The following is a 12,861-nucleotide window of genomic DNA, read 5'->3' as shown; positions in this document are numbered from 1 at the left end:
GCCCGCCCGGCGTGCGCCGCCGGGCCCGCCGTCCGCCCGGCCCGCCGCCGCCCGGTGCCGCGGCCTCAGGCCCGGCGGCCCGGCCGCCGCCCCGGGGGCTGCTTCGGCTCCGGCCGGGCCGCCGGGGCGGGCACCGGCAGCGTCTGCGGCGCCTTGTCCGAGACGGTGACCGGCCGCCCGTAGTGGTTCACCTCCAGCGGCGCCCCCTCGACCATCGTGTAGGTGGTGACCGAGTCGGTGATCTCCACCCGCAGCCGCCGCCCCCGCACCATCACCGTGAAGGCCAGCCGCGCCAGCTTCTCCGGGAGGCTCGGCGCGAACGACAGCACGCCCTCCCGGTGCCGCATGCCGCCGAAGCCCGCCACCAGCGCGATCCAGGTGCCCGCGAGCGAGGCGATGTGCAGGCCGTCGCGGGTGTTGTTCTCCAGGTCCTTGAGGTCCATCAGCGCCGCCTCGCCCAGGTAGTCCCAGGCGAGCCGCAGGTGGCCGACCTCGGCTGCCATCACGGCCTGGCAGCAGGCCGAGAGCGAGGAGTCCCGCACGGTCAGCGCCTCGTAGTAGGCGAAGTTCCGCGCCTTCTGCTCGTCGTCGAAGGCGTCGCCGCGCAGGTACATGGCCAGCACCAGGTCGGCCTGCTTGACCACCTGCTTGCGGTAGATGTCGAAGTACGGGAAGTGCAGCATCAGCGGGTACTGGTCCGGCTTCGTGGCGGCGAAGTCCCACACCTGGTGGCCGGTGTAGCCCGCGGACTGCTCGTGCACGCCGAGCGCCCCGTCGTACGGCACCGTCATGGACTCGGCGGCGTCCCGCCACGCGGCGGTCTCCTCGTCGTCCACGCCCATCGCCGCCGCCCGCTCGGTGTGGCGCTCCACGGCGTCGGCGGCGGCCCGCAGGTTCGCCTGCGCCATCAGGTTGGTGTACGTGTTGTCGTCCGCGACCGCGCTGTACTCGTCCGGGCCGGTCACCCCGTCGATGTGGAACCGGCCGTGGTGGTCGTGGTGGCCCAGGGACCGCCACAGCCGCGCGGTCTCCACGAGCAGCTCCACGCCGGTCTCCCGCTCGAAGTCCTCATCGCCGGTGGAGGAGACGTAGCGCACCACCGCGTCGGCCACGTCGGCGTTGACGTGGAAGGCGGCGGTCCCGGCCGGCCAGTACGCGGAGCACTCCTGCCCGTCGACGGTCCGCCACGGGAAGGTGGCGCCCTTCAGGCCCAGCTGGCGGGCGCGCTGCCGGGCGGCGGGCAGCGTGGACTGGCGCCAGCGCAGCGCCTCGGCCACGGCGTCGGGCGAGGTGTAGGTGAGCAGCGGCAGCACGAACGTCTCGGTGTCCCAGAAGGAGTGCCCGTCGTAGCCGGAGCCGGTCAGGCCCTTGGCGGGGATGGCCCGCTCCTCGGCGCGGGCACCGGCCTGCAGCACGTGGAACAGGGCGAACCGGACGGCCTGCTGGATCTCCGCGTCGCCCTCCACCTCCACGTCGGACCGGGCCCAGAAGTCGTCGAGGTAGCCGCGCTGCTGGTCCACCAGCCCCTGCCAGCCGGTGCTGCGGGCGGCGGCGAGCGCCGCGTCCACCTGGTCGCGGACGGCGGGCCGCGAGCGGACCTTCGACCAGCCGTAGGAGACGAACTTCTCCACCCGCAGCGCCTGGCCCGGCTTCAGCACCGAGGTCACGGTGAGCCGGGCCACGTCCGGGCCGCTCTCGCCGGAGGTGCGGGTGGTGTCCGGCCCGTTGACGACGTGGTCGGCGGCGCAGGCCACCCGCAGGCCGCTGTTCTCCGTGCGGTGCAGCAGCCGCAGCCGCAGCTCCTTCGCGAAGTCCTCCTCGGGCCGCAGCGGCGACCTCAGGGCCGCCGAGACCCGCGGGTCGCCGCCGGTGTCCGGCAGCTCCTCGTTGGCGACCAGCTCGGACTGCAGGACCACCCGTACCTCGGAGTCCAGCGGCTCCACCTCGTAGCCGATCGCGGCGATCGACCGCTGGGTGAAGGAGACCAGCCGCGTCGAGCGGACCTGCACGGTCCGCCCGGCGGGCGAGGTCCACACGACGGTGCGGTGCAGCAGGCCGGAGCGCAGGTCCAGCACCCGCTCGTGGGAGCGCAGCCGCCCGTACCGCAGGTCGAACGGCTCGTCGTCGACCAGCAGCCGGATGACCTTGCCGTTGGTGACGTTGATGACGGTCTGGCCGGACTCCGGGTAGCCGAAGCCCGCCTCCGCGTACGGCAGCGGCCGCAGCTCGAAGACGCCGTTGAGGTAGGAGCCGGGCAGGCCGTGCGGCTCGCCCTCGTCGAGGTTGCCGCGCCAGCCGACGTGGCCGTTGGAGAGGGCGAAGACCGACTCGCTCTGCGGCAGCACGTCCAGGTTGAGCTCGGTCTCCCGCAGGCTCCACGGCTCGACGGCGTAGGAGGGATGGGTGATCACCGCCGGTCCTCCAGCAGCTCGCCGAGGTCCTGGACGACGGTGTCCGCGCCGTGCCTCCGCAGCGCGTCCGCCTGGCCGGCCCGGTCCACGCCCACCACGTACCCGAACCGCCCCGCGCGGCCCGCGTCCATGCCGGCCAGCGCGTCCTCGAAGACGGCCGCCCCGTCCGGCTCCACGCCCAGCTCGCGGGCGCCCTCCAGGAACGTGTCGGGGTGCGGCTTGCCCGGCAGCCCCTTCTCCTTGGCCACCACGCCGTCGACCCGCACCTCGAAGAGGTGCTCGATGCCGGCCGCGACCAGCACGTCGCGGCAGTTGGCGCTGGAGGAGACCACGGCGGTGCGCAGGCCCGCGGCCCGCACCGCCTCCGCGAACCGCACCGAGCCGGGGTAGGCCTCCACGCCGTCCTTGCGGATCCGCTCCAGCACCAGGTCGTTCTTGCGCCGGCCGAGCCCCTGCACCGTGTCCTTCTCCGGCGGGTCGTCCTCCGAGCCCTCCGGCAGCCCGATGCCGCGGGAGGCGAGGAAGGAGCGCACCCCGTCGGCGCGCGGCCTCCCGTCGACGTACTCGTCGTAGTCGGCGACCGCGTCGAACGGCCGGAAGCCGTCGCCGTCGCGCCGCCGCAGGAAGTCGTCGAACATCTCCTTCCACGCCGCCGCGTGCACGACGGCGGTCTTGGTCAGCACCCCGTCGAGGTCGAACAGGCAGGCCCGGATGCCGTCCGGGAGACCCAGCTTCGTCATGCCTCACCCCTCCCCGGGCAGGGCGCACCGCATGCCGGGCGGACCGGGCGGCGGTCCGCCGTCCGGGCGGGGGGCGCGGGGGCGGCTCACCCTCCCATGGTTCGGCGGCACCCGGCCCCCGGCAACCGGGGGAAGGGAGCCCGCCGGGCGTCCGCGCCCCGCCGGTCCGCGCACCGGCCGTGCCCGTCCCCCGGCCGGCCCTCCCCGCGATCCGCCCGCCCGGGGCGGTGCCCGTCCGTACCGGGGACGGGGGACGGGATGCCGGGGGCGGCCCGGGCGGCGGGGGAGCGCGGGCGGCGGCGGGGCGTGCAGTGCCTGCAAGGCCTGGAGGTTGACGGTATGTCAGCGTACGATGGCCCCGCTGCCTGAGGGGGGAGGGGCGATGGAGCCCGGTGAGGTGCTGATCTCCGTCGAGGGGGCGGGAGCGAACGCCGACGCCGTCGGGGCGCTGGACGCGTGGCTCGCCGGCGAGCGCGAACAGGGCCTCGGCGACCGGCCCCGCCGGACCGTGCCGCGGGACGACGGCGAGCCCGTCCAGGGCCTGCTCGCCGACATCGTCGTCAACCTCGGCACCGGCGCCGCGACCGGCCTCGTCGGCGTCCTCCTCCGCTCCCTCCACAGCCACCTGCGCAACCAGCCCGACCCCGACCGCACCCTCACCGTCCGCCTGCGCGACGGCGGAGCGGTCACCCTGACCGGCCGGGACATGGACCAGGGGCAGTTCGAGGCGATGGCCCTGCGGATCCTGCAGGGCCTGGACACGGACGGCCGACCCGGATAGCGGCGGCATGCCGGGCTGGCTCCCGTCCCCCGCCGACTCGCGCGCGCTCCTGATCGGCGCGGGCGCCTACCCGGCCAAGGGCTTCCCCGACCTGCCCCAGGCCGCGGAGGACCTCGCCGAGCTCCGCTCCGCCCTCGGCGACGGCGAGCACGCCCTGCTCCTGCCGCGCCGCGTCACCGTCCTGTCCGACCCCGAGCTGCCCGGCGACGTCTTCGCCGCCGTCCACCGGGCCGCCGCCGACACCTCGGAGCTGCTGCTCGTCTACTACGTCGGCCACGGCTACGTCGACGCCGACGGCGAGCTCTTCCTCGCCGTCGGCGGCTCCACGAAGGACACCGCCCGCCACAGCGCCGTGCGCTGCTCCGACCTGCTGGAGAAGCTCGCCGACGCCCGCGTCGAGCGGTTCGTCCTCATCCTCGACTGCTGCTTCTCCGGCAACCTCCTCGACGGCCCCCTGCCCGCCCGCCGCCCCTTCGCCGTGCTCACCTCCTCCCCGCACAACCGGGAGGTCTCCACCGGCCACGGCCGCCTGACCCCCTTCACCGAGCAGCTGGTCCACGTGCTGCGCCACGGCGTCTCCGAACCCCGCGGCCACGCCACCGTCCAGGCCGTCGGCCGGGAGCTGGAGGCCCTCTCCCGCGTCCACCAGCCGCCGGACACCGTCTACCCCTGGGCGCCCACCGAGGTCTCCCACCAGGCCGGCGACACCGTGCTCTCCCTCGCCCGCGGCCCCTCCGGCGACCTGGGACGCGCCCTCACCACCCTCCACGGCCTGCTGCGGCGGGCCACCGGCCACCTCGCCTCCGCCTGGCAGTGGTTCTTCGGCCGCGGCCGGCCCCGGTACCGCCGCGTGCTCGGCATCGCCCTGGCGCTCTGCCTGCTCGCCGCCGGCGGGGCCGCCGCCCGCTCCGCCCTGCGCCCCGGACCGTGCCCGCCGCCGCTGGAGATGCGCGTCCTCACCGCCCCGGAGGAGACCGGCCCCCTGTCCGGCGTCGCCGACGCCTACGAGCGCTCGCCCGCCAACCACCGCGACACCGGCGACGCCCGCGACTGCCGCACCGCCCACCTCACCGTCTACGGAGCCGGACTCGACGCGGTCGCCCGGGCCTTCGCCGACCCCGCGGCCTGGGACAGCCCCGACCGCGACACCCTCACCGAGGTCGGCCCCCAGCCCGACCTGTGGATCCCGCAGTCCTCGGCCGAACTGCAGTACGTCGCGCGGCGGGTCCCCGCGGGCTACGGCGGCCTGCTCGGCACCGGGCGGTCCGTCGCCGGCAGCCCCCTCCTCCTCGCCGTGCCCGACCGCGCCCGGCGCGCCCTCGGCCTCGGCCCGGACGGCACGCCCGCCTCCTGGCCGGGCCTGATCGACCGCTGGCTCGGCCTGCGGGCCGCGCGGAAGGAGACGCCCGTGCTGCTGCGGCCCAACCCCACCGTCTCCGGCACCGGCCTCGTCCACACCCTGGGCCTCTACCGCGCCCCGGCCGGCGACCCCGGCGCGCTCCCCGTCTCCGACGACGAGCGCCTCCTGCCCGACCGGCGGATCAACGACCTGGAGCGCACCGTCATCGGGCAGGGCCGCTCCGCACAGGACGGGTACTGGGCCCTGTGCGAGCTCCGCCGCGGCTACGACCCCGCCCGCGGCGGCTACGGCGACACCGCCGCCCTCGTCTCCGCCCGGGAGCTCGACGCCATGGACGCGGGCGCGCCCCTCGGCGACGGCTGCCCGGACGCCGTGCCGTCCGCCGCCCGCGAGCCCGGCCGCCGCCTCGACCGCCACCCGCTGCGCGGCGTCCCCGCCCTGGACTACCCCCTCGTCCCCGTCACCTGGCCCGGCGCCGCCGACGCGGAGCGCCGCCGCGACACCGCCGACCGCTTCCGCGCCTGGCTCACCGGTCCGGACGGGCGCGCCCGGACGGCGCAGGCCGGCTACGGAGCCCCCGCCGGACCGCCCGGCGAGCTCAGCGCGTACGGCGTCGACGTGCGCGTCGACCGGTACCGCCGGGCCCACCCCGACCTGCGGCTGCTGGTCCTCTTCGACGTGTCCGACTCGATGGGCGAGGCCGGGCGGCTGCAGGAGGCCGCCCGCGCCGTGGAGTCCGCCCTGCGCCGCCTCGCCCCCGGCGACGTCTACGGCCTGCGGACCTTCCCCACCGGGGACGGCCCCGACCGCGTCCGCGACGTCCGGGCCCTCGGGGCCGCCGTCCCGGACACGCCCTCCTGGGCCCTGCCCCGCCTGCGGCTCGCCGGGATCCGCACCGCCGACCTCTACCGCGCCCTCGGCGGCGCGCTCGACACCCTCCACGACGCGGGCGGTGACCGGCAGAACGCCGTCCTGCTCGTCACCGACGGCGACTGGCTCCCCGACCGGCCCGCGGCCGGGCGCGCCGCCGCGCTGCGCGGCCTGGAGGAGCGGCTCGCCCGGGAGGACGTCCCCGTGATCGTCGCCGCCATGCGCCCCTACGGCTGCGCCCGCGAGGCCCAGGCGATCGCGGCGGCCTCCACCGGCGGCGGCTGCGCCGCCTCCGGCTCCCTCGCCGCCGCGCTGCCGCGGATGGTCGCGGGGCTGACCAAGGGAAGGGTGGGACCGTGACCCGCAGCACCGCCCCCGGACGCACCCGGCCCCGCCCGCGGCCGCGCCCCGGTCCCTGGCGGCGGGCCGCCGCCGCCCTGCTCGCCCTCGCCGTCCTGCCCGCCGCCGCCTGCACCGGCACGCCGCCGGCCGGCCCGCCCGCCGGTCCCGCGGCGCCCGGGCCGGACGCCGCGGACCGGACCCTCACCGTCGCCACCGGCAGCGACCTCTCCGGCACCGGCGTGCGCCGACGGCTCATCCTGGACTGGGCGGCCCGCAACCGCGTCCGGGTGCGGATCGTCCGGCTCTCCGACGACGCCGACCGCCAGCGCAGCCAGCTCGTCGCCGCCCTGCAGTCCCGGACCGGCCGCTACGACGTGGTCAACCTCGACGTCACCTGGACCGCCGAGTTCGCCGACGGCGGACTCATCCAGCCGCTGCACGGCAGCGGCTTCGCCGACCTCCTCGACCACGACACCTGGCCCGCCGCCGCCGGCACCGCCCGCCGCGGCGGCCGCATCTGGGCCGTGCCGTGGAACACCGACGTCGGCCTGCTCTACTACCGCCGCGACCTGCTCCCCCCCGACCGCTACCCCCCGCCCCGGAGCTGGGACGACCTGGCCGCCGCCACCGCCCGCTTCGCCCGCTCGCCCGAGCGCGCCCTCCCCGCCGGGCAGCACGTCAGGGCGGGTCTGCTCACCCAGCTCAAGGAGTACGAGGGGCTCACCGTCAACACCCTGGAGGCCGTCTGGCGGGGCGGCGGCCGGGTCGTCGACGACCGCGGCCGGGTCGCCGTCGGCAGCGCCGCCGCCCAGGCGGGCCTCGACAGCCTCCTGTACGCCCGGCGCGACGGCGGCGGCGGCCTGCCGCTGCTGGGCGCCGACTCGCTGCGGGCCGACGAGTCCGCGAGCCTCCGCCGCTTCCTCGCCGGGGAGTCCCTCTACCTGCGGAACTGGCCCTACGCGTACGGGCAGCTGAAGGACGCCCGGGACAAGCCGGAGGACCGCTCGGCGGCCGGACGCGCCGACTACGGCGTCCTGCGGCTGCCGTGGGCCTCCGCCCTCGGCGGCCAGAACCTCGCCGTCGCCGCCGGCAGCGCCCACCGTGCCCTCGCCGAGCAGCTCGTCGCCGACCTGACCGGCCCGCAGGCGGAGCGCTGCCTCTTCGCCGGCGGCTTCGCCCCCGCCCGCCCCTCCGCCCTCACCGGCCGGTGCCGTCCGGGCGACCCCGAACCCGACCCCGCCTACACGGCGGCGCTGAGGGACTCCCTCGACCGGGCCAGGGCCCGCCCCGCCACGCCCTACTACGCGGCCTTCACCCGGGACGTGCAGGACACCGTCGCGGCGGTGCTGCGCGGAACCGCCCCCGCCGCACCGGCCGCCACGGTCCTCGCCGACCGGCTGCGCAGGTCGCTCTCCGGCCACTGAGCCGGTGCCGCCGGGCGGACCTCAGGGCCGGTGCCGCCGGGCGGGCCGGCGGGACGGGGCACGACCCGTCCCGCGCGGCGCCGCGGGCCGGTGCGTCAGCGGCCGGCCGGCGGGGTGACGGTGAGGCCGCCGGCGCTGCTGGTGGGCCCGGCGGGGGCCCCGTGGCCGAGGACGCCCTCCAGGACGTCGGCGGCGGTGCGGGCGTCCGGCCCCCCGGCGGGGCCGGTCCGCTCCGCCGCGTGGGCGGCGCTCGGGGCGGTCAGGGAGGCGACCACGCCGACGGCGAGGGACGCGACGGCGAGCATGCTGCGCTTCTTCATGCCCCGCTCAACGCCCCGGGCGGCCGATCGGTCACGGGCGTCCGGCCGCTCGCCCAAGGTGCCGCCGCGTCCAGGGGCGCCGCCGCGTCCGCGGGGGCGCGGCGGGTCACGCGGGGGCGCCCGCCCCGCCGCGGCCGGCCGCCCACGTCCCGTACGCCTGCCACGCCTCCAGCGTCCGCCGGCTCTCGAAGCGGCGCCGCACCCCCGTCAGCGGGTCGGTGAACTCCAGGACCCGGGCCAGCAGCTGCAGCGGCCGGGTGAAGTCGTCCGGCGCGGGCTCGGGCAGCACCACCGGGTACACCGGGTCGCCCAGGATCGGCACGCCCAGGCCGCTCATGTGCAGCCGCAGCTGGTGGGTGCGGCCGGTCGCGGGCAGCAGCCGGTACCGGGCGAGGCCGCCGCGGCGGTCCAGCAGCTCGACCCGGCTCTCGCTGTCGGGCTCGCCGGGGACCTCGTAGGCCGCGATCACGCCGCGCTCCTTCACGATCCTGCTGCGCACCGTCCGCGGCAGCGCCAGCCCCGCGTCGTACGGGGCCACCGCCTCGTACTCCTTGTGCACCAGGCGGTCGCGGAAGAGCGCCTGGTACGCGCCGCGCAGCTCCGGCCGCACCACGAACAGGGCGAGCCCCGCGGTGAGCCGGTCCAGCCGGTGCGCCGGGCTGAGCAGCGGCAGTCCCAGGTCGCGGCGGAGCCGGGCCAGCGCGGTCTCGGTCACGTGGCGGCCGCGCGGCGTGGTGGCGAGGAAGTGCGGCTTGTCGGCCACCACCAGGGCGTCGTCCCGGTGCAGCACCTCGACGGGGAAGGGCACCGGCACCTCGGCGGGCAGCTCCCGGTGGAACCAGACGTACGCCTCCGGCACGAACGGCGCGTCCGGGGCCAGCGGCCCGTCCACACCGACGAAGGCCCGCTCGCGCAGCATCGCGTCGATCCGCCCCGGCGCCACCGCGGGCAGCCGGTCCACCAGGTGGTCGCGGACCGTGGCCCACGGGCCCTCGGCGGGCAGCCGCAACCGCACGGGGTCGATCCCGTCGCGCTGCGGCAGCGGTGCCTGCGGCACCCGGGGCTTGCGTCTCATCTCGCCCGCAAGCCTACGGGCCCCGGACCGGAGGGCGCGTTGCCGCCCGGGCGCCCGGGCCGGGAGCCCGGGCGGACACCCGGGCGGACACCCGGGCCGGCCGATGTCCGACCGGTGCCGGCTGGCGCGGGCCGTCCGATATCCGGGCGACACCGGTGCCGCCCGGTGTTAGGTTCCGACCCCATGACCCCGCTCGACGAGAACGACCTCCGAGGATCCTTCGTCAACTGCTCCAAGGGCGAGGCGCGCAGGCTGTGGGTGCCCCGCGACCTCGCGTCCCTGCCCTGGGCCGACCTCGACTTCCTCGGCTGGCGCGACCCCGGCGCCCCCGACCGCGGCTACCTGGCCGCCGAACACCGCGGGGTCCTCACCGGCGTCGTGCTGCGCGCCCCGCAGGGCGCCCGCCGGAGCCTGCTGAGGACCACCGTCTGCTCGGTCTGCGTCACCGCCCACCCCGGATCCGGCGTCTCCCTCTTCGCCGCGCCCCGGGCCGGTGCCGCGGGCCGCCAGGGCAACACCGTCGGCACGTACCTCTGCGCCGACCTCGCCTGCCCCCTCTACGTGCGGGGGAAGCGGCGGACCGGCCTGGGCGCCCGGTACGAGGAGACGCTGACCGTGGAGGAGCAGGTCGCCCGCATGACGGACAACCTGCACGCCTTCCTCGACCAGGTCCTCGCCGCGGCGTAGCGCCGGCCGCGCCGGACCCGCCTCGCCGCCCGCGCGCCGGACCCGGCGCCGGGCGGGTCCGGCGGCATGCCGGGGCCATGGCCGCCGGCTTCGTCGTGCCGGCCGCGCTCCCGGCCGCCCTCTGCTTCGCGGTGGCGGCCGCGCTCCGGCAGGAGGCCGCCGCCACCGCGCCGGCGGCGGCCGGGCGCGCACCCTCCTGTACGCGGCGGCGGCCGGGCTCTGCTTCGCCCTGCCGGACGGCCTCATGAGGAGCACCGCGGTCCTGGCGCGCGACGAGGGCCCCGGGGTGCTGGGCCGCTGGGAGCCGTACGCGCTGCTCCCCGTCGGCGTCCTCGGGCCGCTGCTCGCCCGGAGCTCCTTCCAGGCCGGTTCGCCGGCCCTCGCTCTGCCCGTGGTCGACACCCTGGAGCCGGTCGGCAGCGTGCTGGTCGGCGCGGCCGTCCTCCGCGGGCGGCCGGCTCCCTCGGCGGGCGCGCCCGCCGTCCGGGGGGCCGGGCGTCGCGCCGGCCGTGGCGGGGATCGCCGTCCTGGACCGCTCGCCGCTCGCCGCTCGTCCGCGCGGTGCGCAGCCGGGTGCGGCTCAGCAGAGCTCGACGGCCACCACGTGGTTGGCGTTGAAGCCGTAGCCCGCGAAGGTGATGACGTCGCCCGGATCGGCCTCCCGGCAGGGGCTGACCGTGCCGTCGGTCTGCTCGATCTTCAGGGTGTGGTGCTCCGCGCAGCCGTTGGTGACGAGGGTGTACCGCCAGCTCTCGGCCCAGGTCACGCAGGACGGAGCCCGGGTCGCGGTCGGTGTCGGCTCCGCCGTCGGCGTCGGCGTCGGCTCCGTGGTGGTGGTGGTGGTGGTGGCGGTGGCGGTGGGCGTCGGCGCGGGCGTGGGCTCCGCCGTGACGGTCGGGTCCGGGGCCGGCTCCGCGGTGGCGCTCTGCACGGGGGTCGGCTCCGCGGTGGCGGTCTCCGCCGGGGCGGCCTGCGCCCGGGGGCTGGCCTGCGCCGGTGCGGCGGTGAGGGCTGCGGCCGCGGTGACTGCTGCGGCTGCCGCGAGGCCCGCGAAACGTCGTGCGGTCGAGCTGCGCATGGGAGTGCTCCTCCTGGGTCGGTCGTGCCCGGTCCGCCGGTGGTCCCCCGGCGTCACGACGACCCTAGGCCGCTCTGCAATTTCTTGCAGCAACTTGCAGAAAGTTGCGCAAGAACCGGCCGGGCCCCCGCCGCCCCCCATCGGGCACGGCGCCCGAACCCCTGCTCGGCCCCGCTCGCGGAACGGCCGGAAAACACCCTCGGAGCCAGGGCCGCCTCCGCTCTTGCGAGAGCGACCCGGCTCGAAGGTCGGCGGGGGAGCCGCTCCCCGGGCAGCCCGGTACGGGCACACCTTCCCCCGTGTCGGCTGCTTCGAGCCCGCCTCGCAGGTCTGCTCGGCGTGCGGCGCGAAGGAGAAAGTTCGGCCTCAGGCCCTGCATGCCCGCATGCGGACGTGCAGGACCTGAGGCCGCGTATCGAGTCGTGATCAACCTCGGCTGTTCAGCTGGAGGGATGATCTGGGGGGAATCCGTAGAAGGTGCCCGTGACCTGCGAGGATGTGAGTATTGAGTTCATATCCGGTACGCAGGCAAGGGCACCTTCCGGGTGAAGGCCGTCGGGTGGGACGAGCGGTTGTCGGTGAAGGTCGGCGGCAAGGGCGTGGTCGGACATGCAGGGACCGCGCTGCTGCGCCGGTGTGCCGGCCGGACGGGGCTGACCGGCACGCTGGGCAGGGTGCTGCCGCACGGGTCGAAGGCCGGGTGCGCTGCAGCAAGGCGATGGGCCTGCGGAAGCTGCCCAGCCAGGACTGGCAGGTCGACCGGGCGTGGATGCTCGCCTGCGCCATTGCCGCCGGCCTCGACGCCTGGACCCGACTGTTCGGTCTGCACGACATCGACGGCCTCGCCGCCGAACCGGACACGATGCGCGGCGGCCTCCACCGCCTCCCGGCGAAGCCGGCCCGGCATGCCTGCCGCTGCTGGCTCACCCTGTCCCGCGGCCTGCCTTGACGCGACGCCTTCGCCGTCTCCCGGACGCGCCTCGGCCGACTGCCCGCCCTGGACTGGTCACCGGCACCACTTCGACGAGGACCGGGAAGGAGGCCACCGCAGCGCCCGGGGGCCAGTGGAACCCGGGCGCAGCCGCAACGACACGCGAGGATCCCGCCCGCGATCACGAGGGACGGAAGGGGTGAACCGGCAGGATCGTCTACCTCTCGACCGCTCCGACGAATCGAGGTCGCCTCGTCGAGCGCGGCGGAGGTCACGGCGGGGCTGTGCGAGGACTTCACCTGCGAGGTGCCGTGCCGGTCGGGCGGACGGAAGCGCAGGGAACTTCCACCCTCCCGGCTCGGCAGGCACCTCTTTGCATCATCCCCATCCCGCCGCAGTCACCGACCGGTGGATTCGGGCTCAGGCGCGGAGCTGCATGTACTCGAAGACGGAGCCGTCCGGGTGGAGGGCGACGATCCTGGTGCCGTTGGGTACTTCGTTGGGTGCTTCAAGGATCTCGGCGCCCGCTTTGCCGAGTGCGTCGAGAACGGGGGTCAGGGAGCCGACGAGGACGGTCCCGTTCTGCGAGACGTACTTCTCCAGCGGGCCTGAGTAGAGCAAGAAGGGCCCCACCAGTGCCAATTCGAGCTCGCGGAACGGGAATCGGTGGACTTCCGCTTCCCCGGCCAATTCCTGGTAGAGGGGGATCGCGTCTTCGAGGTTTTCCACTGCAACGTTTGCGATCATTGAGCCGTTTCAGCGGGGGCTCGATCGGGTGACGTCCGAGCAGCGCTGGAGGGGTGCAGAACGGACGAGGCTCCCGGGCGGTTGAGCGAGGTGTC

Annotated in this window: 11 protein-coding genes; 5 read left to right on the top strand and 6 right to left on the bottom strand. The window is 76.6% G+C overall.

All coding sequences use genetic code 11. From position 1 onward, the window contains the following. Positions 1-65: 65 nt before the first annotated feature. Both ACFY07_RS23255 and ACFY07_RS23250 read right to left on the bottom strand, forming a co-directional pair. The gene (locus tag ACFY07_RS23255; protein WP_390871262.1) at positions 66-2,411 is read right to left on the bottom strand and encodes a glycoside hydrolase family 65 protein; all 2,346 of its coding nucleotides are present in this window, start codon (positions 2,409-2,411) and stop codon (positions 66-68) included. Beyond that, on the bottom strand, positions 2,408-3,151 hold the full coding sequence (locus tag ACFY07_RS23250; RefSeq protein ID WP_390871260.1) for an HAD family hydrolase: 744 nt from the start codon (positions 3,149-3,151) through the stop codon (positions 2,408-2,410). The genes ACFY07_RS23255 and ACFY07_RS23250 overlap by 4 nt, the downstream gene beginning before the upstream one ends. A gap of 382 nt (positions 3,152-3,533) precedes the next feature. On the opposite strand from ACFY07_RS23250, the gene ACFY07_RS23245 reads away from it, so the two are divergent. The 3 genes from ACFY07_RS23245 to ACFY07_RS23235 are packed head-to-tail and all read left to right on the top strand — an operon-like array spanning position 3,534 to position 7,928. After that, positions 3,534-3,932 (top strand): hypothetical protein, encoded by a 399-nt coding sequence (locus ACFY07_RS23245; protein ID WP_390871258.1) that lies wholly within the window; start codon positions 3,534-3,536, stop codon positions 3,930-3,932. A gap of 7 nt (positions 3,933-3,939) precedes the next feature. Further along, positions 3,940-6,522 (top strand): caspase family protein, encoded by a 2,583-nt coding sequence (locus ACFY07_RS23240; RefSeq protein ID WP_390871256.1) that lies wholly within the window; start codon positions 3,940-3,942, stop codon positions 6,520-6,522. After that, positions 6,519-7,928 (top strand): extracellular solute-binding protein, encoded by a 1,410-nt coding sequence (locus ACFY07_RS23235; RefSeq protein ID WP_390871254.1) that lies wholly within the window; start codon positions 6,519-6,521, stop codon positions 7,926-7,928. The genes ACFY07_RS23240 and ACFY07_RS23235 overlap by 4 nt, the downstream gene beginning before the upstream one ends. Before the next feature lie 95 nt (positions 7,929-8,023). Here the strand turns inward: ACFY07_RS23235 and ACFY07_RS23230 are convergent, their stop codons facing one another. Both ACFY07_RS23230 and ACFY07_RS23225 read right to left on the bottom strand, forming a co-directional pair. Then, on the bottom strand, positions 8,024-8,248 hold the full coding sequence (locus ACFY07_RS23230; protein WP_390871253.1) for a hypothetical protein: 225 nt from the start codon (positions 8,246-8,248) through the stop codon (positions 8,024-8,026). A gap of 106 nt (positions 8,249-8,354) precedes the next feature. Then, positions 8,355-9,323, bottom strand: coding sequence for a pseudouridine synthase (locus ACFY07_RS23225; protein WP_390871251.1), 969 nt, complete (start codon positions 9,321-9,323; stop codon positions 8,355-8,357). 183 nt (positions 9,324-9,506) lie between these two features. On the opposite strand from ACFY07_RS23225, the gene ACFY07_RS23220 reads away from it, so the two are divergent. Beyond that, complete coding sequence (locus tag ACFY07_RS23220; RefSeq protein WP_230747480.1) at positions 9,507-10,010, top strand: FBP domain-containing protein; 504 nt, start codon at positions 9,507-9,509, stop codon at positions 10,008-10,010. A gap of 580 nt (positions 10,011-10,590) precedes the next feature. Here ACFY07_RS23220 and ACFY07_RS23215 read toward each other — a convergent pair. Further along, positions 10,591-11,088 carry a hypothetical protein gene (locus ACFY07_RS23215; RefSeq protein WP_390871249.1) on the bottom strand — a complete coding sequence of 166 codons (498 nt, stop codon included), beginning with the start codon at positions 11,086-11,088 and terminating at the stop codon, positions 10,591-10,593. 700 nt (positions 11,089-11,788) lie between these two features. On the opposite strand from ACFY07_RS23215, the gene ACFY07_RS23210 reads away from it, so the two are divergent. Then, the gene (locus ACFY07_RS23210; protein WP_390871247.1) at positions 11,789-12,037 is read left to right on the top strand and encodes a hypothetical protein; all 249 of its coding nucleotides are present in this window, start codon (positions 11,789-11,791) and stop codon (positions 12,035-12,037) included. A gap of 402 nt (positions 12,038-12,439) precedes the next feature. On the opposite strand, the gene ACFY07_RS23205 is transcribed toward ACFY07_RS23210, so the two are convergent. Continuing rightward, positions 12,440-12,640 carry a hypothetical protein gene (locus ACFY07_RS23205; RefSeq protein ID WP_390871245.1) on the bottom strand — a complete coding sequence of 67 codons (201 nt, stop codon included), beginning with the start codon at positions 12,638-12,640 and terminating at the stop codon, positions 12,440-12,442. Positions 12,641-12,861: the final 221 nt, after the last annotated feature.

The organism is Streptomyces sp. NPDC001380, from assembly GCF_042895785.1.
In the GTDB taxonomy this organism is placed as follows: domain Bacteria; phylum Actinomycetota; class Actinomycetes; order Streptomycetales; family Streptomycetaceae; genus Peterkaempfera.
This window is presented reverse-complemented; position numbering and strand designations above follow the sequence as displayed.